Raw genomic sequence first — 23,735 nt, forward strand, 5'->3', positions numbered from 1 at the left:
CTGTTGCTGAACAAATTTCTGCATCCGCAGAAAAATGAACATCAGACTGATCAATCAATTTACTTCGTCTTTGCCACTCGCCCCTGTTGGATATACACACTCAGAATCGACAAGTCTGAGGGGTTAACACCACTGATGCGGGCAGCTTGTGCTAAGGTTGCTGGTTGAATTTGTTTTAATTTTTCCCGTCCCTCCGTAGCAATCCCCGCAATCTTATCGTAATCAATGCTTGCAGGAATTTTCTTTTGTTCCATCCGGCGCAATTTAGCTACCTTTTCTTCTTCTTTTTGAATATAGCCAGCGTATTTTGTTTGAACCGTTACCTGTTCAACTTCCTCTGGAGCTAAGGGCGTTTCTCGGGCCGGAATAAACTTTAATAACTGATCATAATCAACGTAAGGACGTCGCAAAAATTGGGCTGCCACGATACCATCTTGCAATGGCTTGTCGCCATGCTGGGTCACAAAATCATTGACAGCTGCTCCTGGTTTAACTCGGATAGTTTGTAATCGTTGCAATTCTGAAGCTATCGCTGCTTGCTTCTTTTTGAACCTTAAATAGCGTGCTTCTGAAATCAAACCCAGCTCATAACCCAAGGGGGTTAGGCGTAAATCGGCATTATCATTTCGCAATAACAACCGGTACTCAGCTCGACTAGTCAATAGCCGATAAGGTTCATTCGTCCCCTTGGTCACTAAGTCATCAATTAACACCCCAATATATCCATCAGACCGCTTTAAAACAACGGGTTCCAATTGTTGGTTTTTTCGAGCCGCATTAATCCCAGCCAGTAGACCCTGACCCGCTGCTTCTTCGTAACCAGATGTCCCATTCGTCTGACCGGCGGTGAACAGTCCAGCAATTCGTTTGCTTTCCATATTAGGCTTCATTTGGTCAGGGGGAATGATGTCATATTCAATAGCATAGCCTGGTCGCATGAGTTCAGCATGTTCGAGCCCCTTAACGGAGTGCAACATTTCTTGTTGAATTTCTTCTGGCATTGAAGTTGACATCCCGTCAACGTACCATTCTTCATTCTCACGTCCTTCTGGTTCCAAGAAAACCTGGTGTCGGTCCTTATCAGCAAAGCGAACAACCTTGTCTTCTAATGACGGACAGTACCGCGGACCAATCCCATCAAGTACTCCATTAAACAGTGGAGACCGGTCTAGATGATCTCGAATGAGCTGATGTGTCTGTGGATTAGTGTAAGTGAGCCAGCAGGAAACCTGATCTGCCACTGACAAATAATCATCATACGCTGTTGTGAAACTAAAATGATGCGGTTGCGCATCACCCGGTTGTTCCTCTAGCTCTGTATAGTCGATTGTTTTCCCATTTACCCGCGGCGGGGTGCCAGTTTTGAACCGCTCCAATGGGAACCCCTTCGCAGCTAGATTCTCCGAAAGTCTAATCGAAGGTACCGAATTATTCGGTCCAGAGGAATAGCGCAATTCGCCAATATAAATTTGACCACGAGCAGAGGTGCCGGTAGCTAGAACCACTGCCGGGGCATAATAAGCTGCTCCCGTGTTGGTAACCACGCCATCGATCTGGTCGCTAGTTACCAACAAATCATCAACAATTGCTTGCCGCAATACCAGGCCTTCCTGTTGTTCAATCACGTGCTTCATTGCGGCATGATAAGCATGCTTATCGGCCTGGGCACGTAGCGCTTGAACTGCTGGTCCCTTTCCTGTGTTCAACAACCGCATCTGAATGTACGTTTGGTCAATGATTTTACCCATCTCACCACCCAGTGCATCAATCTCTCTGACGACGGTTCCCTTTGCCGGACCACCAAGCGAAGGGTTACAGGGCATAAATGCCACCATCTCTAGGCTAATGGTTAATAACAATGTTCGCTGTCCCATTCGCGCAGCAGCCAATGCAGCTTCACAACCAGCATGGCCCGCTCCTACTACGATAACATCATAGTGACCCGCATCGTACGGGTGCTGGACGGTGGTCTCTTTTAACTTTTCCACTCGGAAAACCCCCTTCGTGTTTCACATGAAACATTTTATTTTCCAATACAAAATTTTTTAAATAATTGATCCATCAATTCATCATCATAGTTGTCACCGGTTATCTCACCCAAAAACTCCCAAGCTCGTTGTAAATCAATTTGAACAATATCAACTGGCAACCCTTGCTTCAGCCCTTCCAAAACAGTCTGCAAAGCAGACCGAGCCTGCTCTAACAAGCTAGCCTGCCGAGCGTTCGTAACCATGACATCGAGCTGGGTGGAAGTAACTCCCTCTTCAAAAAATAGTTTTGCAAGCGCTGCTTCGAGTGCCCTAGTTCCATTTTCAGCTACCGCAGAGGTTTTTATAAGGGTTGCTTTTGGAACATCCAGTTGATCTAGTTCAATTAGTTCCGGTAAATCAGTTTTATTTAATAAGATTATGCGTTTACTGTCTTGGGTTGCTGCTAGTAACTCTCGGTCACCAGCCGTTAGTTTTTCACTAGCATTTAATACCAACAACACCAAGTCAGCCTTTTTCAAAGCCGCTTTGGACCGATCGACCCCGATCTTTTCCACCTGGTTGTCAGTTTTTCGAATCCCAGCCGTATCAATCAGGTGGAGCGGGACCCCGCGCACATTAACATACTCATCGAGAACATCACGGGTCGTTCCCGGAACATCAGTTACAATTGCCTTATTTTCATGTAATAAACAATTTAATAGGCTAGATTTCCCCACGTTAGGCCGACCAACAATTGCGGTTTCCAAGCCATCACGTAAGATTTTACCTTGTTGTTCCGTCTGCAGTAGCTCATCTAGTTCCTGCATAATTTTATTGGTCTTTGTTTGCATTAGTTTCGTGGTGACTGTCTCTGCACCATCGTATTCGGGATAGTCAATATTCACTTCAACGTTTGCCAGTAAATCCACTAACTCTTGGCGCAATCGTTTGACCACCCGTGACAAACTACCATCCAACTGATTCAACGCTGCCTTTTGTGCTGTTGCTGTCTTGGCATCAATCAAATCCATCACTGCCTCGGACTGCGATAAATCAATGCGACCGTTCAAAAAAGCCCGCTTGGTAAATTCTCCCGGCTCGGCCAACCGAGCCCCTTGCCGCAAAACTAACTGAAGTACTTGGTTAGTAACTTCAATCCCTCCGTGACAATTAATCTCAACGATATCTTCTTTAGTATAAGTTTGTGGCGCCCGCATTACCGTCACCATGACTTCATCAACGGTTTCTCGATGAGCACCCGCATCGATCAGATGACCGTAGTTAATCGTATGAGTTGCCACTTTAGTTAAATCTGGTCCAGAAAAAACCTTTTCAACCAGTGCAATAGCAGTGCTCCCGCTCACCCGAACAATTGCGATCCCACCAACACCTGGCGGAGTCGAAATAGCTGCAATTGTATCGTAATCCGTTGTCATCAATGACATGCTTCAAAGCCTCCCAACCGCTTCATTACATAAAAAAAGTACCCACCCCAGACATGCGATTGCCCTGGGACAAAGTACTTTCACTACTTTATCAAGATAAATTAAACTTAATCTCATGTTAAATTTAACCATTATCATTGTCAAATTATAACTATCGAGGTGCCACAACTACTTCGCGGTTAGGATCATTTCCAATCGAATAGGTCATCAAATCATCATAGACCTCAATTTCACTGTGCACCTGTTTTCGTTCTGCAGCTGGCATAGCATCCAGATAGACAGGCTGACCACTCATTTGAACATCTCTCGCCGTCTTGCGCACTAAATCAGACAAAATCACCCGACGTCGTGCCCGGTAATCAGCGGTATCTACGGTTACTTCAACATAATTAACCCCATGATTGTTCAAATAAAATTCACAAAGTTGCTGAAGCGCATTAATCGTACGCCCGTGTTTTCCAATTAACAAACCTTCCTTATCAGTCTGACAATCAATGTACACGTACTTACTAGTAGGCATTGCCACTTTCAGCGTTGCTGTAATCCCAAGCTGGTCTAAAACATTTTGCAAATAGGTAGCTAGATCATGAACCACCGCATAGTTTTTGTCGAATCTAGTCTGCGGTCGCGTTGCAGCTGGTCGCTGAGTGACTGGTTGCGCTGCTTCTCCCTCAGGTTGCTGCTCAGGCAAGGTGGCTTGCTGAGCATTAGAAACTGCCTGCCGTTTGATTTCGACTTGTGCTGGTTTCTTAAATAACCCCCAAAAACCGGGTTGTGGTTGCTGTAAAATTTTTATTTGTGCATTTTTTCGATCAAGTTGTAATGCTGTTAATCCATTTTCAATTGCTGCTGCAAGCGTGTCGCCTTCGTACTTAGGCATGATTTCAATCTCCCACAATTTAATTTCATTTGTTCAGCATAGCACAAAAGCAACCGACTAAAAAGAGGTTTTTAGATTTTAGATTATTAAATTTCGAAAAATATAATTGATTAAAAAATAACCACGAATATTTCTATTCGTGGTTACCTAAACTATTTTTTGTGACTGCGTTTTGCCCGCCGAACGGCCTTGGCAACTGCTCGATCATGCTCCCTTTGAGCCCGTGCTTTTTCATCCCGTTCTCGTTGCATTTTCCACGGATTCTGAATAAACAACGTCTGCACAACCTGGAAAGCATTAGTCACCACCCAGTATAGCGAAAGCGCAGATGGAACACTCAAGGCCGTAAAAAAGATTACAATCGGCATGAAAATGGTCATCATCATCACCATTCCGTTTGTCTCCGGTTGAGATTTCATCGAAAGCCAAGAACTAAAGAAGGTGAAGAGCGCTGCTAGAATTGGTAACACCAGATATGGATCGCGGTTCCCCAATTGTAACCAGAGAAACTCTCCCGTTTTCAACACTGGCGTTCGCAAAATTGCTTGATACAAAGCAAAAATAATCGGCAGTTGAACTATCAGCGGTAGCATACTAGCAATCGGATGCACCCCAGCTTCTTTATAAAGTTGGCGTTGTTCCGTTTGTAACTTCATCATCGTCTCAGTATCTCGTGATGAATATTTTTGCTGTAAAGCTTTCAGCTGCGGCTGTAACTCCCCAGTCTTTTTCATACTGCGTGTTTGATAAATCATCAGTGGCAAGATGATAATACGAACCACAATTGTAAACAGAATGATTCCAATTCCATAATTGTTATTAAAAGCTCGTGATAGCCAAATAATGGCGCGCGAGAAATTATAAACAATTAAACCATCCCAGATACCACTGCTATGACTATTAATTGGCGCTGTACTACAAGCAGATAATAAAATTCCCAAACTGCCGATCAGCGCTAGCAAACGATATTTTTTATTTTTTTTCACGATTCTTCCCCATGTTCATCAGTTTCCAGGAGCTGGGCCAGTTTTAATGCGTGCCGGAGACTCGCCCGCACTGCGGCCATCGACATTCCATCCGCCTGCGGACGAGCAATTATCAAAATATCAACATCCGGACGTAATTTAGGCTTTAGTTCCGTCATAGTCTGGCGGATTCGCCGTTTAACCCAATTCCGATGTACTGCATTGCCAACTTTTTTCCCAACCGAAATCCCAATTCGGAAATGTACCTGACCCGGTTTTTCCATTTGATAAATTACAAATTGTCGATTAGCAACTGATTGATGTTTTTCAAAAACTTGCTGAAATTCTGCTTCCTTTTTTACGCGATATGACTTTTTCATTAAAAGGGTCTCCAAACTACCGTCTGTTTAAAATAAAAAAGGCCACCGAAGAATCAGTGGTCTATGCAGACAATACTTTTCTACCTTTTTGCCGCCGACGAGCTAATACTCTACGACCATTTTTAGTGCTCATCCGGGCACGGAAACCATGCACCCGATTACGGTGACGTTTCTTAGGTTGGTAAGTTCGCTTCATTACAAACCCTCCTTACTTTCTTTTGATTACCTAATTCGCTTAATTAATACTCTAACTAGTATTTCCTTTCAATGATATCACAAAACAAAATTTGCGCAAAGAACTAATTTCCGATTACAGCCCACAATCCGTGGCTTTAAAAAAAGTTTCATAAAAAACACCTGTGAATTCCTGTGGATAACTGTAGCATATATTAACAATGTTTTCCCAATATTTTCCACAAATCCACAGCTGTTATTTATTTTTATCCACAGGTTGTTAATAAATTTATAGATCTAGTCTAAAACTATTTATAACAGGCTTTTGTTATCCACAGCAAGTGGTTGAAAACTCAATTTTTTCCCTGGACTTGATTTTAATTCACACCCTTGTGGAAAACTTTTACCACTAATGTGAAACATTTATACACAGACTGATTACCTCTGTGGAAAACTTATTTTTTTCGTGCTAAACTACGGCTATGTTTTTCCTAGGAGGACGACTTCGTATGAATGAAACAGACCTTTGGAATCAAATCAAAGCAAAATTCAAAGCAAACCCTAAATTTGATCATAATACGTTTGCCACATGGATTGATTCAGCAAAACCAATTTCCTTTGACGGAAAGGTCCTCACGATTGAGGTGCCTACCTCATTGCACCAAGATTATTGGAACAGTAATTTAACTTCATCATTTATTGAGTATGCCTACGGTATTACCCATCAAGATATCACCCCCAAAACCATCTTGCCAGGTGACGCCCAACCGCTGACACGCCCCCAGCAACCGGTTACCCAAAAGCCGGTGACTGATCCCCATCTCAATCCAAACTACACGTTTGATACCTTTGTAATTGGGCAGGGAAACCAGATGGCACATGCGGCTGCTTTAGCCGTCTCAGAGGATCCTGGAAAAGTCTATAATCCACTCTTTTTCTATGGTGGAGTTGGCCTTGGTAAAACCCACCTGATGCAGGCCATCGGTAACAAAGTCCTCGCTAACCATCCAGAGGCCGTTGTGAAGTATGTTACGACCGAAAAATTTACTAATGACTTCATTGACGCCCTGCAAAACAATAAAATGCAGGAATTTCGCGGTATTTATCGCAAAGTTGATCTACTCCTAGTTGACGATATTCAGTTCCTGGCTAACAAGGAAGGAACTCAGGACGAATTTTTCAATACTTTTAACGCTTTATATGAAGAAAATAAGCAAATTGTAATGACAGCTGACCGGCTCCCCAATGAAATCAATTCGCTAACCGATCGGTTGGTTTCACGGTTCAAATGGGGACTATCAGTTGATATCACCGCTCCCGATTTAGAAACACGTTCTGCAATTTTACGAGCAAAAGCCAAATCAGAGGGACTTGATATCTCAGACGACATCATGAGTTACATTGCTGGTCAGATCGACTCAAACGTCCGAGAACTAGAAGGGGCATTATCGCACATCAAAGCCTATGCGGCCTTAAAACAAACGCCGATTACCATGGATTTAGTTGCGGAATCACTTCGATCACTTAAATTAACTCAGACTAAAAATCCCCTAACACCGGAGCTCATCATTAAGACCACGGCCTCTTATTTCAGCGTTTCTGTCAGAGATCTAAAGGGTAAAAAAAGAGTCCAATCAATTGTGCAACCTCGCCAAATTGCAATGTATCTCGCCCGTGAACTAACTGATAATTCGTTACCCAAAATTGGCGAATCTTTTGGTGGAAAAGATCACACCACCGTGATGAATGCTTGTAAAAAAGTTAGTCAACGGTTAGGGACCGATCCTGAATTAAAAAAACAACTCACTGAATTACGAACCGAATTAAAACATTAACTGCCTAATGATATAATGCACTTGTGGATAACTATAAAAAAATAGTCTGGTTTACCCACAAAGTTATCAACAGGGACTGCGCGTGCAGTTAATAACCATTCACCTAGTTATCAACACAAATAACAGGTCCTGCTACTACTACTAAGTCTTTTAATTTAATTAAATTAAACCCAGCTAGGAGGCTGACCATATGAATTTTTCAATTAATCGTGTTGCGTTTATTAAGGCACTCAATGTGGTGCAACGAGCAATTTCTGCAAAGACCACCATTCCAATTTTAACGGGATTAAAAATTGATGTAACTGACCATGAAATTATGCTAACTGGAAGTAATGCAGATATTTCAATTCAAACCACGATTAGTACCTCTAACCCTGACAACGAACTCCAGATTCAAGCAACCGGTAGTTTGGTACTCTCACCAGCCCGTTTTTTTGCAGAAATTGTCAAGAAACTCCCAGATCGAGAACTCCAAGTAGACGTTGCTGATCAGTATCAAACCACGATTAAATCTGGGAATTCTGAATTTAATATTAATGGACTAGATGCAAATGGCTATCCCCACCTGCCAGAAATTGATCATGAGCACCAAATTGAACTACCAGCTAAATTGTTACGAGAAGTAATTAGTCAAACGGTCATTGCGGTTTCAAAACAAGAAAGTCGCCCAATTCTAACTGGAGTTCACTTTACGTTGGAAAAACATTTATTGGCAGTGGCCACGGACAGTCATCGATTAAGTCAACGCGAAGTTGAATTGGAAAGTCCACTCACCTCGCCAGCTGATTTCGTCATTCCTGGCGATAGTTTGAAAGAACTTTCGCGCATGCTAGACGATGAGGAAGATTTAATTAAACTTAGTTTGTCAGAGAATCAGGTGTTGTTTACCTTCGGGGAAACACAGTTTTATTCCCGCCTGCTAGAAGGAAACTATCCTGATACTTCCCGTCTAATTCCTAATAGTTCGGATACAAAAGTTCAGTTTGCAGCTGGTGAGCTTCTAGCAGCAGTTGAGCGAGCTTCGCTGTTGTCACATGAATCTCGGAATAATGTGATTAAACTAACGATTAAGCCGGCAGATAAGCAAGTTATGATTACCGGTAATTCTCCAGATGTCGGAAAAGTTGAAGAAAATTTAGAACCACAAGCTTTGAGTGGTAATGATCTTGAAATTTCATTTAACCCAGATTATTTGCGAGAAGCACTGCGGGTCTTTGGATCGGTTCCAGTCGAAGTGGCCTTTACTTCGGCACTTCGCCCCTTTACCATTAAGCCGTTGGAGCGACCAGATGAATTTATTCAACTAATAACGCCCGTTAGAACTTTTTAGAGAAAGAATATAAAAAAGCGCATATCATTCGATATGCGCTTTTTTTATTCCTAATGGTGATTTTTATCGCAAAAAGTTCTACATCGCTGAGAGCGTCTATAAATGGGCAATATGTACTTTTTAGGATTTTTAGCGTATAATTAAGATAATTGAAAGCGGGTGCAGGATGAAAAAAGAGGTTGTAATCAACACTCCCTATATAACATTGGGTCAATTATTAAAGATGCAGGATATTATTGCTTCTGGTGGACAAGCCAAGTGGTATTTGCGTGAAAAGGCGGTCTTTGTTAATGATGATCCAGAAAATCGGCGAGGGAAAAAATTGTATCCGGGTGATACGATCAGAGTCCCTGAAACGGGTCTTTTTTTTATCAAGGCTAAGTAGGCGGCTGTATGCAGGTGACAGACTTAAAATTACAAAATTTTCGTAATTATCAAAAGTTGCAAGCTCATTTTTCGTCTGGCATTAACGTGTTAATCGGAGCCAATGCGCAGGGAAAAACTAATCTGTTAGAGGCACTCTACGTTTTGGCCTTGACGCGCAGTCATCGGACTAATAATAACCGGGAATTAATTAGTTGGGAGGCGGCCACGGCTGATTTATGCGGGGTTGTCCAGCGGAACGCAGGTACGATCCAGCTAGAACTGAGTTTACGTCCCAAAAATAAGCGAGCTAAGTTAAATCACATCGAACAAGCAAAATTATCCAGTTATATTGGCGCATTAAATGTAATTTTGTTCGCGCCCGAGGATCTCAAGTTGGTAAAAGGAGCACCGCAACAACGACGTCGATTCATGGATATCGAGTTTGGTCAGATGAGTAACCGCTATCTTTATAATGTTACGCAGTATCGACATATTTTAAAGCAAAGAAATAACTACTTGCGTCAATTGCATTTCCATCAGGCTCATGATTTGGTTTACTTAGCTGTTTTGTCTGATCAATTAGCGGCGTATGCTGCCGAAGTGATCTATCAACGAGTGCAGTTGTTACAAAAATTACAACACTGGTCTCAGTCCATTCATCAAGAAATTTCGCATCAAAAAGAAATCTTGAAGTTTAGTTATGTAACAGCGCTTCCCAAGGACAAACTGACTTCAGTTGAGAGTATCTACCAGGGCTTGCGCGCCCAATTTGAAGCCAATCGAGATAAAGAAATTCGTCAAGGGGCCACGTTGTTTGGACCACATCGCGATGATTTACGATTTTTGGTAAACGGAAAGGACGTAGCTGTGTATGGTTCTCAAGGACAACAACGAACTGCAGCGCTGGCTACCAAACTAGCAGAAATTGATCTGATGAAAGAGGAAACCGGGGAGTATCCAGTCTTATTATTAGACGATGTTTTATCCGAGTTAGATTGTGAGCGGCAAACCCATTTGTTGACGGCTATTCAAGATAAAGTGCAGACGTTTTTGACAACAACTAGCATGAGCGATATTACGATGAAGCTCATTCACAGTCCGGCTGTTTTTCGGATTCAAGCAGGAAAGATTTTGGAGTAGGAAACAGCATGACAAAGGAGGAACGAAAATGACTGATCGGCCAGAGGAAAGTAAAGCAGAGCAGGCGCTTGAATATGATGCCAGCCAGATTCAGGTTTTGAAGGGATTACAGGCAGTTCGTAAACGTCCCGGGATGTACATTGGAGCCACTAATTCACAAGGCTTGCATCATTTAGTCTGGGAAATTGTTGATAATGGGATCGATGAAGCCCTTGCTGGGTTTGCCACTAAAATCAGCGTTGTAATTGAAAAAGATAACAGTATTACAGTTACTGATAATGGTCGGGGGATTCCAGTTGATTTGCAAAAAGAAACTGGCAAATCGGCGTTAGAAACAGTTTTCACTATTCTCCATGCCGGAGGTAAGTTTGGTGGTGGTGGATACAAGGTTTCTGGAGGGCTTCATGGTGTAGGAGCTTCGGTGGTTAATGCTCTCTCCGCCGAACTAGCAGTCGAAGTTACTCGTGATGGCAAACGCTATTATATGGATTTTGTCAGAGGGCATGTACAGACGCCCATGAAACAAATTGGAACAGCACCACACGAAGAGCATGGTACGAAGGTGCACTTTTTACCGGATCCAGATGTCTTTACGGAGACCACCGTCTTTGATATGGAGACCCTAACGACCCGGGTCCGTGAATTAGCTTTTCTAAACAAAGGCCTTCAGATTTCAATTCGAGATGAGCGGTCAAAAGAACCAGTTGAACACGACTTTCTTTATGAAGGCGGAATCAGGCACTACGTAGAATTCTTGGATCGAGGGCGGCAACCAGTTTTTCCAGACCCAGTGTACGTCGAAGGGGTTGAAAATGGCATCACTGTCGAGGTGTCACTACAATACACAAATGATTATCACAGTACCTTAAAAACATTCACTAATAACATCAATACCTATGAGGGTGGAACCCACGAAGAAGGCTTTAAGCAAGCACTGACCAGAATCATTAACAGTTACGGACGAACCAACAAGCTGATTAAAGATAACGAAGAAAATCTCACAGGGCCAGATGTTCGCGAAGGCATTACGGCGGTTGTTAGTGTGAAACATCCAGATCCACAATTTGAGGGGCAGACCAAAACCAAATTAGGTAACTCGGATGCACGGACAGCAACGAATCACGTTTTTAGTCAGGAATTTTCACAGTTTATGAATGAACATCCGCAGGTTGCTCGAGAGATTGTTCAAAAGGGACTATTGGCTGCTAAGGCCCGTTCTGCTGCTAAACGAGCCCGCGAAGTTACTCGGAAAAAGAGTGGTTTGGAAATTAATAACTTGCCCGGTAAATTGGCCAACAATACTAGTAAGGATCCTAAAATTTCAGAATTGTTTATCGTGGAGGGAGATTCTGCTGGGGGGTCGGCCAAACAGGGACGCTCCCGGTTAACCCAGGCAATTTTGCCGATTCGCGGTAAAATTTTAAACGTTGAAAAGGCCACGATGGATCGAATTCTATCCAACGAAGAAATCCGGTCATTGTTTACCGCGATGGGAACTGGATTTGGTTCAGAATTTGATGTTAACAAAGCTCACTATCATAAACTAATTATTATGACGGATGCTGATGTTGACGGAGCCCACATCCAAACGCTGTTGTTGACTTTAATCTATAACTTTATGCGTCCCATGATTGATGCGGGGTATGTCTACATTGCACAACCTCCTTTATATCGGGTTCGCCAGGGAAATAAATTTCAACAGTATATTGATTCCGATGAAGAACTACAGACACTGCTCGGATCGCTTCCAGCTGCGCCCAAGCCGCAAATTCAGCGGTACAAAGGACTAGGAGAGATGGATGCGGAACAATTGTGGGATACTACAATGAATCCGGAAAATCGTCGTTTACTGCGAGTTACTTCGGATGATGCCGAGGCTGCAGCGGCTGCTTTTACCATGTTAATGGGAGAAGAAGTTGGTCCTCGTCGTCAATTTATCGAAGCAAATGCCAAATTTGTGGAAAACCTAGATGTGTAATGTTTCATGTGAAACATTACCAGGCAAGTAAGAGAGGGAACGGAGGTTATTCAAGTGGCAAACGACGCTGGAACACCTGATAGCAGGATTACAAACATTGAATTATCAAGGAAAATGAAGTCATCGTTCTTGGATTACGCCATGAGCGTGATTGTAGCGCGGGCGTTGCCAGATGTCCGTGATGGGCTCAAACCAGTTAACCGTCGAATTTTGTATGGAATGGATCAGTTGGGAGTTACTCCAGACAAACCATATAAAAAATCTGCGCGAATCGTTGGGGATGTTATGGGGAAATATCATCCACATGGTGATAGTTCTATTTATGAAGCGATGGTTCGTATGGCACAGGACTTTAGTTATCGTTACTTGCTAGTCGATGGTCATGGAAACTTTGGGTCAGTTGATGGTGATGGGGCAGCAGCGATGCGGTATACTGAAGCGCGCTTGAGCCGAATTTCTCTTGAAATGCTTCGAGATTTGAACAAGGATACCGTTGACTTTGCGCCCAATTATGATGGAACCGAACGAGAACCAGTAGTTTTACCAGCACGAATCCCTAATCTGCTATTAAACGGGGCAACGGGGATCGCAGTGGGAATGGCGACAAATATTCCTCCGCATAATCTAAGTGAAGTTATCTCAGCAATTCATCTCTTGATGAAGCGTCCGGATGCTAGTGTTACAGAATTAATGGAAGTTTTACCGGGACCTGATTTTCCAACCGGTGGAATTGTGATGGGCAAATCAGGAATTCGTAAAGCCTATGAAACTGGTCGGGGTAACATTACAGTACGAGCCCGGGTCGAGATTGAAACGGAAAAAAATGGCAAAGAAATTATTGCCGTTACTGAACTTCCTTACATGGTCAACAAAGCTAAATTAATCGAACGAATTGCAGAACTGGTCAGAGATAAGCGGATTAATGGGATTACAGCGATTAATGACGAATCTGACCGGGAAGGAATGCGGATTGCCATCGACATTCGCCACGATGCTAGCGCCGAAGTGGTTTTGAATAATCTATACAAATTAACTCTGATGCAAACTTCATATAGTTTTAATATGTTAGCCATTAGTGATGGTTCCCCTAAAGTTCTGAGTCTCAAGGAGATTTTAAACGAATACCTGGAATACCAGGTAGAAGTAATTGTTCGTAGAACCCGGTTTAATTTGAAAAAAGCGCAGGCTCGTGCCCATATTTTAGTCGGTTTATTGGTAGCCCTTGATAATATTGAAGCGGTAATTAAGATTATTCGTAGTTCAAAAACCGGTGATGTTGCTAAACAAGAATTGATTACAAATTTTGAGCTTGATGACAAGCAGGCCCAGGCAATTTTGGATATGCGATTAGTTCGTTTGACGGGGCTAGAGCGTGACAAGATTACAGACGAACATGATAAATTAGTTGCCCAGATCAAGGACTATCAAGAGATCTTGGCCAGTCATGATCGGGTTAATGAGATTATCTACAACGAATTGTTGGACATCCAGCGGCGGTTTGGCGATAAGCGGCGGACGAAATTGATGATTGGTGAAATTACTAACATCGAGGACGAGGATCTAATCGAAGATAAAAATGTCACGATTACGCTAACGCACAATGGGTATGTTAAACGCATTACAACGGATGATTTCAAGGCGCAAAATCGTGGTGGTCGTGGAATTAAGGGGATGGGAATTAATAAAGACGACTTTATTGAACACCTGTTAACTAGTTCGACCCATGATAGTTTGCTCTTTTTCACTAATAAGGGAAAAGTTTATCGGCTGAAAGCCTATGAAGTGCCAGAATATGGCCGTTCTGCTAAGGGACTTCCGATTGTTAACCTGCTGCATCTTGATCAGCATGAAAAGATTCAAACCATTTTAAACGTTGCAAATCCAGCGCCAAATCAGCCAGACCAGTTGTTCTTTACTACCAAGATGGGGACGGTTAAGCGAACGGCATTGGCTGAATTTGTTAACATTAGAAATAATGGGTTAAAAGCAATCAACCTGCGAGAGCATGATGAAGTAATTAAAGTCTTACTAGTGAAATCTAATCAGAATATGATTTTAGCAACTCGGCAGGGTTATGCGGTTAGCTTTCAAGTTGATGCAGTGCGATTGATGGGTCGTTCGGCTACCGGGGTGCGTGGTGTTCGGCTGCGTCCAAATGACTGGGTCATTGGTGCCGATCGTTTAATTCCAGGCCAACAAGTTTTTGTAATTTCTGAAAATGGATTTGGAAAGCAAACGCCGGTGGCTCAGTATCCGATTAAAGGACGTGGCGGCAAAGGAATTAAGACCGCCCAGATTAAGGAAAAAAATGGTCCTTTAGTGGGAATGAACGTTGTTGCTGGCGATGAAGATGTGATGCTGATTACTACCCAGGGAGTGCTGATTCGAATGGCCATTGCGGATGTCTCGCAAACCGGTCGAGCAACCCTTGGAGTGCATTTGATTCGCTTGGATGATGGTTCAAAGGTAGCTACCATGACGATTGTTGCTCCCGCCGCTGAGGAATCAGATTCAATGCAAACTGAATAAAAATAAAAAAAGAAACCCGAGGGTTTCTTTTTTTGCGTATTTGGGGACGTATCGCAAAAAACATTTCGTAGATTGAAATTTAGAATACTTCGTGATAAAATTAGCAGATGTGATTTAGATTAATTAATCTAAGTCCCCTTGCTCTTCAAATCACTGAAGAGCCGATAGTCCATAAGGAGGTGCATATTCATGGAAAACAAGTATGAGATTACTTACATTATTCGTCCTGACATTGACGAAGCTGCTAAGTCTGAATTAGTGGAACGCTTCGATAAGATTTTGACTGATAATGGAGCCCAGATTCTTGACTCAAAGGATTGGTCAAAGCGTCGTTTTGCTTACGAAATTGGTGGTTTCACTGAAGGTATTTACCACGTAGTTAATTTAACTGCTGATGATAACCGGGCCATTGACGAATTTGATCGTTTAGCTAAATTTAGCGATAACATCTTACGTCAAATGACTGTTAAGCGTGATGCCTAGTTTGCGATTTGAAGGGAGCGTTTCAGATGATTAATACCGTTGTCCTAACTGGACGTTTAACACGTGATGTTGATTTGCGATACACCCAAGGAGGCACAGCCGTAGGAACCTTTAACTTGGCTGTTGACCGCCGGTTCACTAATGCTAATGGTGATCGGGAAGCTGACTTCGTCAATTGTGTTATTTGGCGGAAATCAGCTGAAAATTTGGCAAACTTTGTTCACAAGGGCTCGTTACTGGGAGTTGAGGGACGGATTCAAACCCGAAACTACGAAAACAAACAGGGTCAACGAGTCTACGTAACCGAGGTAGTTGTAGAAAACTTCACGCTGCTAGAACCCCGACAAGGTGGTGCGCAGGGGAATTCCAACAACGGTAGCCAGGCTCCGCAACAAAATCCATTTGGGACACCAAATAACCAGAATAACCAACCGAACACCGGCACTAGCTCAAGTAGCAATGATAACCCAGCTGCTGATCCATTTGCCGGGTCTGGTGACCAAATTGATATTTCTGATGATGATTTACCGTTCTAAAGAAGAGTTTACCTTAATATAAAGGAGGGAATAACATGGCTGAACAACGACACGCACGCGGACGTCGTGGAGGACACCGACGCCGAAAAGTTGATTTTATCGCTGCTAACCACATCGAATACATTGATTATAAAGATGTTGACCTATTGCGGCGCTTTATTTCAGAACGAGGTAAAATTTTACCCCGTCGAGTTAGTGGAACAAGTGCCAAAAACCAGCGTAAGTTGACCATTGCGATTAAACGAGCACGAATTATGGGCTTGTTACCATTCGTAGTAGAAGACTAGTTAAAAAAAGATTTAGCTACGGCTAAGTCTTTTTTTATAACTAAAATTTTCGGGATAACACTGGTATAATTAAAGAAAGTTTAACAAACATTAAATTTATGTATAAGGATGAAACATGAAAAAAGCTACGTTCCATTTTAACGTGCCACCCTTTTTAAAGAATCGACAGATGCGGAACATCTCATTTTTTATTGCCTTGATTTTAATTAGCGGGTTGGTAATCTCATTTCTTTATAATTTCTGGCTGGGTGTGTTGTTACTGGTGTTGGCATGTGTAGGCTTAACGGTAGTAATTCGTGATCTGAACTTAGTTGAGCAGCGGGTCAATAATTACATGGCAGACTTGTCATACGTGGTTTCTCGTGGGGAACAAGAAGCCCTGTTAGAAATGCCGGTAGGAATTTTGATGCTGGATCAAGTTCAGCGAGTTAAATGGATTAATCCATACTTGCAAAAATATTTTGCTGATGAACGAATCTTTGGATCAGCGTTAGAAACAGCGGCACCTGAGCTATATAAAATTATTCGCAAACATTGGAATCAAACAGAGGCCTTCACCGCTACGTGGCAGCAGCGGCAGTTTGTAATGCTTATTCAACGACAATACCAGACGATCTATCTTTTAGATATTACCAAATATGCCGAAGTTGAAATTAAGTATGAGAATGAAAAGATTAGTATTGGTGAAATTTATCTTGATAATTTCGACGAGCTTAGTCAAGCTATGTCTGATCAAGAAATTTCTAACTTACGAAACTATGTTACCAATAAACTTAGCAGTTGGGCGCAACAGTATGGGGTCTACCTTAAACGAATTAATGCTGATCACTATATGATGATGCTGTATGTTGAAACTCTAGAAAAGATTGAGCAGGATAAATTTAGCATCCTTGATACAATTCGCAAAGAAACGATTCAACAAAACTATCCAATTACTCTAAGTGTCGGGATTGCTTATGGTGATTCCGATCTGAATAAACTAGCAGAATTAGCTCAAAGTAATCTAGATTTGGCGCTAGGTCGTGGTGGAGATCAGGCGGTGATCAAGCCGGTGGATGAGCCTGCTCGTTTCTACGGCGGAAAGACCAATCCGATGGAAAAACGGACGCGAGTGCGAGCACGAATGATTACGCATGCCCTGCAAGATTTAATGAAAAGCTCTGATCAGATTTTTGTTGATGGTCATCGATTTCCTGATATGGATAGCTGGGGCGCGGCTCTGGGGATTCGACGAATTGCGCAGATGAACAATAAGCAGTGTTACATTGTTTTTGATGAAGAGGATGTGCATACTGATATTCAACGGCTATTGCAGGAAATTAAGCAGGATTCGGAGTTAAACGCTGCGGTGATTACTCCAGAGAAAGCCGATAAGCTAGCAACCGATGAAAGTTTATTGATTATGGTTGACCATTCGAACCCAATCATGGGGGCAGCACAGGAGCTGAATCAGCGGTTGAGTAATCGAACCGTTATTATTGATCATCATCGGCGAGGAGAAAACTTTCCAGCAAATCCATTGTTAGCCTACGTTGAGCCCTATGCTTCGTCTGCTTGTGAATTAATTACAGAAATGTTCGAATATCAAGCGGGGGACGTTGAACCAATTAGTGAGTTAGAGGCAACCGCGATGCTGGCCGGCATTGTAGTCGACACCCAGTCATTTACAGTGCGGACAGGAACACGAACGTTTGATGCTGCTAGTTATTTGCGTTCATCAGGAGCAGATGTGGATCAGGTTTCTTATTTCTTGAAGGAAAATCGAGATAATTATTTGGCAGAAATTCACTTAATTTCTCTAGTTGATTTCTTGTCAGACCAAATTGCAATTATTACGGCAGAGGTAGATCGCAATTATGATGCAGTAACGGCAGCTAAGGCCGTTGATTCGTTATTATCAGTTAACCAAGTGGAAGCCTCCTTTATCGTGTATCAGCGGACCAATGATAAAATTGGGATCTCAGCTCGGAGCAATGGTAAAATTAATGTCCAATTAATCATGGAAGAGTTAGGCGGGGGCGGTCATCTGACAGCAGGAGCAACGCAGTTGGCAGACAAAGATATTACGGCAGCCCGCACGGAACTGGTGGCAGCAATTAAAAAGCAAACCGAGGCCGCAACGGAGGTTTAATTGCTTAAACGCGGTTAAATTGGTAATGTAAACTAAAAGGAGTGGATGAATATGCAAGTTATTTTTTTAGAAGATGTGCGAGGAAAAGGAAAACGCGGTGAAATAAAAAAGATGCCAGCTGGGTATGCGCAAAACTATTTATTTAAAAATCAACTAGCTGAACCAGCAACTAAAGCAGCCATTAGCCGGGTCAAAGCGCAGCAAAAACATGCAGAAGAGCATGCAGAAGAAGAATTAGCTAATTCACAGCAACTTAAAACTAAGCTTGAAAATGAACAGACGGTGGTAGAACTAACCGCTAAAGCTGGTCAAGATGGTCGCCTATTTGGTTCAATTACCAATAAGCAGATTGCTCAAGTTTTGGCAAAACAGTTTCAAATTAAGCTTGATAAACGAAAGATTGAACTAGCTGAACCAATTAAAACGATGGGTTATACCAATGTCCCAGTTAAATTACATCCGCAAGTTACCGCTACTATTCGAGTGCACGTGGCTGAAAAATAGCTCCGGTAGGCTTCCGGTTAGAAACGAGGTTGGAAATGGATAATGACATTTTAACAGATCGAACCCCGCCACATAATAATGAGGCGGAAAAAGCGGTTCTGGGATCGTTATTCATCAATCCGGATGCGTTGCCAGATGCCATGGAGTACTTACAACCAGCTGATTTTTATCGGCGGGCGCATCAGTTTATTTTTCAAGCAATGCTTGATCTTTCTGACGATGATCAAGGAATCGATGCAGTGACTGTTACCGATAAGCTGAAGAGCCAGAACCAATTAGATGATGTCGGCGGAGTTGCGTACATTGTTGAACTGGCTGACTCCGTACCAACGGCAGCTAACCTAGTCTACTATGCTAAGATTGTTGCTAAAAAAGCGACGTTGCGGCGGCTAATTCAGACGGCTACTAAGATTGCTAGTACGAGCTATGATGAGGATGGGGACGTCGAGACCGTTTTAGATAACGCAGAACGCGATATCATGAACGTGACTGACAATCGAAATCAAAGTGGTTTTAAGGCAATCAAGGATGTGCTAGCGGCTTCCTTTACTAAGATTGACGAACTGTCAAAAAATGGTGGAGACGATGTGACAGGTCTGCCCACTGGGTACAAGGTTTTAGACGAGATGACGACTGGCTTACATCCAGGAGAATTGATTATTTTAGCAGCGCGTCCAGCAGTGGGAAAAACGGCTTTTGCCCTGAACATTGCGCAAAATGTCGGGATTAAAACTAATAAAACGGTGGCAGTGTTCAGCTTAGAGATGAGTGCGGAGTCACTGGTCAACCGAATGCTTTGTGCCGAGGGTAGTATTGATGCGAACCACTTACGAACGGGTGAACTAAGCAGTGATGAGTGGAACAGTTTAACCGTAGCCATGGGGACGTTGTCAAATGCAAAGGTATTTATTGATGATACTCCTGGAGCTAGAATGGCTTCAATTCGTGCTAATTGTCGGCGGTTGAAAAAAGAGGCCGATCGTGATGCTGCAAATGATGGGGGACTGGGATTAATTGTCGTGGACTATCTCCAGCTAATCGAAGGAAGTACACGAGAAAGCAGACAACAAGAAGTATCTGAAATCTCTCGACAACTTAAAAAATTGGCTAACGAACTTCAGGTACCGATAATTGCTTTATCCCAGCTATCTCGAGGAGTAGAACAACGTCAGGATAAACGTCCCGTTCTTTCGGATATTCGTGAATCTGGTTCAATTGAACAGGATGCTGATATTGTGGCCTTCTTGTATCGTGATGATTATTATGAACGTGATGATGGTGAAGATTCTGAGCAGCAGAACGATACCGGTAATGATAACGTTGGTGAAGTTGAAGTTATCATCGAAAAGAATCGCTCGGGTCCCCGCGGAACGGTCAAGCTGTTGTTTGTAAAGTCATATAATAAGTTCTCATCAATTTCATATGCCCAAGCTTAAAAAAATCCTACTGGCCAACGATGGTTCAGCAGGATTTTTTTATTGACGAATGGGGTTAGTTTCGGTATGATATTGGGGTGCAAACGAATAAAAATAATTTTGTTAGATATAATGTTCGTGATTAGGAGTACAAAATGGAAGTTTTTGATTATGATGATGTTCAGCTAATCCCTAACAAGTGCGTCGTGCAATCCAGAAGTGAATGCCAGACGACTTGTGAACTTGGTGGTCGTCGGTTTAAGTTGCCTGTAGTACCGGCCAACATGCAGACGGTGATTAATGAAGATCTAGCGGTGTCCTTGGCTCAACATGGATATTTTTACGTGATGCACCGGTTTCAACCGGAAAAACGCCTAGGCTTTGTGCAGCACATGCAACAACAACAGCTGTTTGCATCGATTAGTGTGGGAGTTAAGCCCGCGGAGTATGAGCTAATCGATCAGTTAGCACAGCAGCAATTGATTCCGGAGTACATTACGATTGATATTGCTCATGGGTATTCGGATGCCGTTATTGACATGATTCGACACATTAAAAAGAAGTTACCCCAGAGTTTTTTGATTGCTGGAAACGTGGGAACCCCAGAGGGAGTGCGGGCGCTAGAAAATGCCGGCGCCGATGCAACTAAGGTTGGAATTGGACCAGGAAAAGCTTGCATTACTAAGATTAAGACCGGATTTGGAACGGGTGGCTGGCAGCTAGCAGCGATTCGCTATTGTGCAAAGGCAGCACAAAAACCAATCGTAGCGGACGGTGGTATTCGAACTGATGGTGATATTGCTAAATCACTTCGTTTTGGTGCGACGCTGTGTATGATTGGTTCGCTCTTTGCCGGTCATGAGGAATCTCCTGGCAAGAAGGTTGAGCAAGATGGTCAGCAGTATAAGGAATACTTTGGTTCCGCCTCCGAATATCAGAAGGGCGCTTATCATAACGTGGAAGGTAAAAAACTATTAGTTCCATACAAAGGTAGTATTTACAATACGTTACAAGAAATGCAAGAGGACTTACAGTCTTCGATTTCATATGCAGGTGGGCGCGATTTGCGGGCACTGAAAACCGTCGACTATGTGATTTTAAAAAACACAATTTATAACGGTGACTAAGCTCTTTTTGTAGCTAAATATTTTTCATAAAAATTCGTTGGATTATTAGAGCCATCTAGAGATGGTTGCAATCCAGCGTTTTTTTTTGTACGTTATTAGAGAAGGAGAACTCGAATACTATGAAAAAATCGTTGATATACGTGGCACTGTCGACAGTGCTATTTAGTTTGATGGAAATTGCTTTAAAAGTAGCCGGGAATCAATTTAATCCGATTCAGTTGAATCTCATTCGGTTTGCACTCGGGGGGTTAGTAATTTTGCCGTTTGCCATTATGCGGTTGCGACAGCAACATCATCGCTTGCACCTAGCAGACTGGAAGATCTTCTCGCTAACCGGCTTTTTATGCGTCGTAATCTCAATGACGCTGTACCAGCTAGCCATTGTATATGGTGAACCAGCCATTGTGGCCGTATTATTTAGCTGTAATCCAGTTTTTGCTTTGATTTTTGCTTATTTGATTTTACATGAAGCCGTTTCTAGAACCGATATTATTTCGCTGGTTTTATCCGTTGTAGGTTTGCTAGTAATCATTGATCCGTTTAAATTAACTGATCCGATCGGAATTTCCTTGGCAATTTTAGCAGCAGCAACCTTTGGATTTTATAGCATTATGTCACAGGCAAGCTCTTTGAAAGTTCATTTAGACGGAGTGGTGATGACTAGTTTTACTTTTATCGCCGGAGCCTTAGAATTGCTAGTGCTGATTTTAATAACTAAGCTAGCTCCCGTTGCGCAAGTTTTGCGGTCAGTGAGTTGGCTGCGGATGTTTGCAGATATCCCAATCATGACCAATGTTAACCTAGCTAACCTGCCAATTTTATTATTTGTCGGGGTTGCCGTTACGGGAGGCGGCTTTGCTTTTTATTTTCTGGCGCTCCAACAAAGCGGCGTATCGATTGCTTCCTTAGTCTTTTTTTTCAAACCCGTTCTTTCACCGATCTGTGCCTTCTTTTTGATCGGAGAAGCAATTAATTTGCCGACGATGATTGGGATCGCAATTATTATCGTGGGTTCAATTGTGACGTTGTATGGATATCATGTCCAAAATCGTGATGAAGATGAATTATTAGAAAAATAGCAACAGTTAAAAAAGACAGCACGGATTCGTCCGGAGGCTGTTTTTTTTACTAAAAACCTTTTGTCAGCAGCATTAACAGCACTAACCAAATTTTCCTATCAATTTGTAAGTGTTTTTACTAGACGAAAACAGTGCAACTTGCTAATATAGATTGTGCGCAATGTAGTTGTGGTTCCCAGTGTACTTCGCAGCTATAGGGCCAGTTGTTGTTATCGTTGCATTATAGACAGAAAGGAATTTTTTTATGTTTAAGCACACTCGTAAATTACAGTACAACGCCAAACCAGATCGTCCAGATCCATTGATGGCTCGTCGTTTCCAGGAATCATTAGGTGGTCAATGGGGTGAAATGACCGGAATGATGTCATACTTGGCCCAAGGTTGGGCTTCAACTGGTGATGAAAAGTACAAAGACCTGTTGTTAGATACAGGTACTGAAGAAATTGCTCACGTGGAAATGATTTCAACGATGATTGCTTACTTGTTGGAAGATGCTCCAATGTACGCAAAAGAAGAAGCAATTAAAAAGGATCCTGCCCTTGCAGCAGTTGTTGGTGGCATGGACCCCGAAGCTGCCATTGTGCACGGAATGACAGCTGGTCTTACTAATCCTAACGGAGCAGCCTGGACGGGTGCCTACACTACTTCTAGTGGAAACCTAGTTGCTGATATGCGGTTTAACGTTGTGCGCGAATCAGAAGCTCGTTTGCAAGTAAGTCGTCTTTACTACATGACTGAGGACGAGGGTGTTCGTGACATGCTTAAATTCTTGCTGGCACGAGAAACTCAACACCAGTTACAATTTATGAAGGCACAAGAAGAGTTAGAGGAAAAGTACGGTGTAATCGTACCAGGTGATATGAAAGAAATTGAACATGAAAAATACACTCACGTTCTGATGAACTTCTCTGATGGGGAAGGTTCAAAAGAATTTGAGGGTCAGGTTGCTAAAGATGGTCAGAAGTTCACTTACCAAGAGAACCCACTTGCTGAAGGTGGCATTCCTAAGGTTAAACCTGCTGACAAGCACCTTCACAACCACCAAGGCTAGTCGTTGAAGTTTTATTAATGACAAGGATTGGTTAAATAAAGGGATTGGTTCTGTTGATTCAGAACCAATCCCTTTTTGAAAGCAACGTTTATAAACATCAAAAAAGCCTTGGATTATTAATAATCCAAGG

21 protein-coding genes are annotated in these 23,735 nt (G+C 42.6%); 15 read left to right on the forward strand and 6 right to left on the reverse strand.

Annotated elements, in window-relative coordinates; genetic code table 11:
- Nucleotides 1-59 precede the first annotated feature (59 nt).
- From mnmG to rpmH, 6 genes are all read right to left on the reverse strand, one after another.
- Complete coding sequence (gene mnmG / locus B808_RS02895) at nt 60-1,988, reverse strand: tRNA uridine-5-carboxymethylaminomethyl(34) synthesis enzyme MnmG (protein WP_035421836.1); 1,929 nt, start codon at nt 1,986-1,988, stop codon at nt 60-62.
- Nucleotides 1,989-2,023: 35 nt separating this feature from the next.
- The gene (gene mnmE, locus B808_RS02900) at nt 2,024-3,415 is read right to left on the reverse strand and encodes a tRNA uridine-5-carboxymethylaminomethyl(34) synthesis GTPase MnmE (RefSeq protein WP_035421838.1); all 1,392 of its coding nucleotides are present in this window, start codon (nt 3,413-3,415) and stop codon (nt 2,024-2,026) included.
- A 151-nt stretch (nt 3,416-3,566) separates the two neighbouring features.
- On the reverse strand, nt 3,567-4,295 hold the full coding sequence (jag, locus tag B808_RS02905; RefSeq protein WP_035421841.1) for an RNA-binding cell elongation regulator Jag/EloR: 729 nt from the start codon (nt 4,293-4,295) through the stop codon (nt 3,567-3,569).
- A 152-nt stretch (nt 4,296-4,447) separates the two neighbouring features.
- A complete protein-coding gene (yidC, locus tag B808_RS02910) occupies nt 4,448-5,284 on the reverse strand; it encodes a membrane protein insertase YidC (RefSeq protein ID WP_035421843.1) in 837 nt (278 codons plus the stop codon).
- A complete protein-coding gene (gene rnpA / locus B808_RS02915) occupies nt 5,278-5,640 on the reverse strand; it encodes a ribonuclease P protein component (RefSeq protein ID WP_035421845.1) in 363 nt (120 codons plus the stop codon). Before rnpA ends, yidC begins: the two co-directional genes overlap by 7 nt.
- Before the next feature lie 61 nt (nt 5,641-5,701).
- Nucleotides 5,702-5,836, reverse strand: a complete 135-nt coding sequence (rpmH, locus tag B808_RS02920) for a 50S ribosomal protein L34 (protein ID WP_035421847.1) — start codon at nt 5,834-5,836, stop codon at nt 5,702-5,704.
- A gap of 487 nt (nt 5,837-6,323) precedes the next feature.
- Here rpmH and dnaA point away from each other — a divergent pair, with 487 nt between their 5' ends.
- From dnaA to B808_RS02995, 15 genes are all read left to right on the forward strand, one after another.
- Nucleotides 6,324-7,649: a chromosomal replication initiator protein DnaA gene (gene dnaA, locus B808_RS02925; RefSeq protein WP_081716729.1), complete on the forward strand. Its 1,326-nt coding sequence runs from the start codon at nt 6,324-6,326 to the stop codon at nt 7,647-7,649.
- 190 nt (nt 7,650-7,839) lie between these two features.
- Complete coding sequence (gene dnaN, locus B808_RS02930) at nt 7,840-8,979, forward strand: DNA polymerase III subunit beta (RefSeq protein WP_035421852.1); 1,140 nt, start codon at nt 7,840-7,842, stop codon at nt 8,977-8,979.
- Nucleotides 8,980-9,145: 166 nt separating this feature from the next.
- A complete protein-coding gene (gene yaaA, locus B808_RS02935; RefSeq protein ID WP_035421855.1) occupies nt 9,146-9,364 on the forward strand; it encodes a S4 domain-containing protein YaaA in 219 nt (72 codons plus the stop codon).
- A gap of 8 nt (nt 9,365-9,372) precedes the next feature.
- Nucleotides 9,373-10,485, forward strand: a complete 1,113-nt coding sequence (gene recF / locus B808_RS02940; RefSeq protein WP_009166400.1) for a DNA replication/repair protein RecF — start codon at nt 9,373-9,375, stop codon at nt 10,483-10,485.
- Between the two features lie 28 nt (nt 10,486-10,513).
- Complete coding sequence (gene gyrB, locus B808_RS02945; protein WP_009166399.1) at nt 10,514-12,463, forward strand: DNA topoisomerase (ATP-hydrolyzing) subunit B; 1,950 nt, start codon at nt 10,514-10,516, stop codon at nt 12,461-12,463.
- Between the two features lie 54 nt (nt 12,464-12,517).
- Complete coding sequence (gyrA, locus tag B808_RS02950; protein WP_035421857.1) at nt 12,518-14,992, forward strand: DNA gyrase subunit A; 2,475 nt, start codon at nt 12,518-12,520, stop codon at nt 14,990-14,992.
- A gap of 189 nt (nt 14,993-15,181) precedes the next feature.
- Entirely contained in the window at nt 15,182-15,475 is a 294-nt protein-coding gene (gene rpsF / locus B808_RS02955) for a 30S ribosomal protein S6 (protein ID WP_009166397.1), read from the forward strand.
- 26 nt (nt 15,476-15,501) lie between these two features.
- The gene (gene ssb / locus B808_RS02960) at nt 15,502-16,011 is read left to right on the forward strand and encodes a single-stranded DNA-binding protein (protein ID WP_009166396.1); all 510 of its coding nucleotides are present in this window, start codon (nt 15,502-15,504) and stop codon (nt 16,009-16,011) included.
- 35 nt (nt 16,012-16,046) lie between these two features.
- Nucleotides 16,047-16,298 (forward strand): 30S ribosomal protein S18, encoded by a 252-nt coding sequence (gene rpsR / locus B808_RS02965; RefSeq protein ID WP_009166395.1) that lies wholly within the window; start codon nt 16,047-16,049, stop codon nt 16,296-16,298.
- Between the two features lie 115 nt (nt 16,299-16,413).
- On the forward strand, nt 16,414-18,429 hold the full coding sequence (locus B808_RS02970; RefSeq protein ID WP_191975879.1) for a DHH family phosphoesterase: 2,016 nt from the start codon (nt 16,414-16,416) through the stop codon (nt 18,427-18,429).
- Nucleotides 18,430-18,480: 51 nt separating this feature from the next.
- Nucleotides 18,481-18,933, forward strand: a complete 453-nt coding sequence (gene rplI, locus B808_RS02975) for a 50S ribosomal protein L9 (RefSeq protein WP_009166393.1) — start codon at nt 18,481-18,483, stop codon at nt 18,931-18,933.
- A 35-nt stretch (nt 18,934-18,968) separates the two neighbouring features.
- Nucleotides 18,969-20,369, forward strand: a complete 1,401-nt coding sequence (gene dnaB / locus B808_RS02980) for a replicative DNA helicase (protein ID WP_009166392.1) — start codon at nt 18,969-18,971, stop codon at nt 20,367-20,369.
- A gap of 134 nt (nt 20,370-20,503) precedes the next feature.
- Complete coding sequence (locus B808_RS02985) at nt 20,504-21,475, forward strand: GMP reductase (RefSeq protein ID WP_035421859.1); 972 nt, start codon at nt 20,504-20,506, stop codon at nt 21,473-21,475.
- Between the two features lie 119 nt (nt 21,476-21,594).
- Nucleotides 21,595-22,554 (forward strand): DMT family transporter, encoded by a 960-nt coding sequence (locus B808_RS02990; RefSeq protein ID WP_035421861.1) that lies wholly within the window; start codon nt 21,595-21,597, stop codon nt 22,552-22,554.
- A 244-nt stretch (nt 22,555-22,798) separates the two neighbouring features.
- Nucleotides 22,799-23,605 (forward strand): manganese catalase family protein, encoded by an 807-nt coding sequence (locus B808_RS02995; protein ID WP_009166389.1) that lies wholly within the window; start codon nt 22,799-22,801, stop codon nt 23,603-23,605.
- Nucleotides 23,606-23,735: the final 130 nt, after the last annotated feature.

The organism is Fructilactobacillus florum 8D (assembly GCF_000512295.1).
Classification (GTDB): Bacteria; Bacillota; Bacilli; order Lactobacillales; family Lactobacillaceae; genus Fructilactobacillus; species Fructilactobacillus florum.

Excerpts from the sequence above, each read along its gene's own strand:
- dnaA (WP_081716729.1), top strand. The coding sequence starts at position 6,324 with ATGAATGAAACAGACCTTTGGAATCAAATCAAAGCAAAATTCAAAGCA.
- rplI (WP_009166393.1), top strand. The coding sequence starts at position 18,481 with ATGCAAGTTATTTTTTTAGAAGATGTGCGAGGAAAAGGAAAACGCGGT.
- yaaA (WP_035421855.1), top strand. The coding sequence starts at position 9,146 with ATGAAAAAAGAGGTTGTAATCAACACTCCCTATATAACATTGGGTCAA.
- jag (WP_035421841.1), bottom strand. The coding sequence starts at position 4,295 with ATGCCTAAGTACGAAGGCGACACGCTTGCAGCAGCAATTGAAAATGGA.
- rpsR (WP_009166395.1), top strand. The coding sequence starts at position 16,047 with ATGGCTGAACAACGACACGCACGCGGACGTCGTGGAGGACACCGACGC.
- B808_RS02990 (WP_035421861.1), top strand. The coding sequence starts at position 21,595 with ATGAAAAAATCGTTGATATACGTGGCACTGTCGACAGTGCTATTTAGT.
- rpmH (WP_035421847.1), bottom strand. The coding sequence starts at position 5,836 with ATGAAGCGAACTTACCAACCTAAGAAACGTCACCGTAATCGGGTGCAT.
- gyrB (WP_009166399.1), top strand. The coding sequence starts at position 10,514 with ATGACTGATCGGCCAGAGGAAAGTAAAGCAGAGCAGGCGCTTGAATAT.
- B808_RS02995 (WP_009166389.1), top strand. The coding sequence starts at position 22,799 with ATGTTTAAGCACACTCGTAAATTACAGTACAACGCCAAACCAGATCGT.
- recF (WP_009166400.1), top strand. The coding sequence starts at position 9,373 with ATGCAGGTGACAGACTTAAAATTACAAAATTTTCGTAATTATCAAAAG.
- dnaB (WP_009166392.1), top strand. The coding sequence starts at position 18,969 with ATGGATAATGACATTTTAACAGATCGAACCCCGCCACATAATAATGAG.
- dnaN (WP_035421852.1), top strand. The coding sequence starts at position 7,840 with ATGAATTTTTCAATTAATCGTGTTGCGTTTATTAAGGCACTCAATGTG.
- B808_RS02985 (WP_035421859.1), top strand. The coding sequence starts at position 20,504 with ATGGAAGTTTTTGATTATGATGATGTTCAGCTAATCCCTAACAAGTGC.
- rpsF (WP_009166397.1), top strand. The coding sequence starts at position 15,182 with ATGGAAAACAAGTATGAGATTACTTACATTATTCGTCCTGACATTGAC.
- rnpA (WP_035421845.1), bottom strand. The coding sequence starts at position 5,640 with ATGAAAAAGTCATATCGCGTAAAAAAGGAAGCAGAATTTCAGCAAGTT.
- ssb (WP_009166396.1), top strand. The coding sequence starts at position 15,502 with ATGATTAATACCGTTGTCCTAACTGGACGTTTAACACGTGATGTTGAT.
- B808_RS02970 (WP_191975879.1), top strand. The coding sequence starts at position 16,414 with ATGAAAAAAGCTACGTTCCATTTTAACGTGCCACCCTTTTTAAAGAAT.
- mnmE (WP_035421838.1), bottom strand. The coding sequence starts at position 3,415 with ATGTCATTGATGACAACGGATTACGATACAATTGCAGCTATTTCGACT.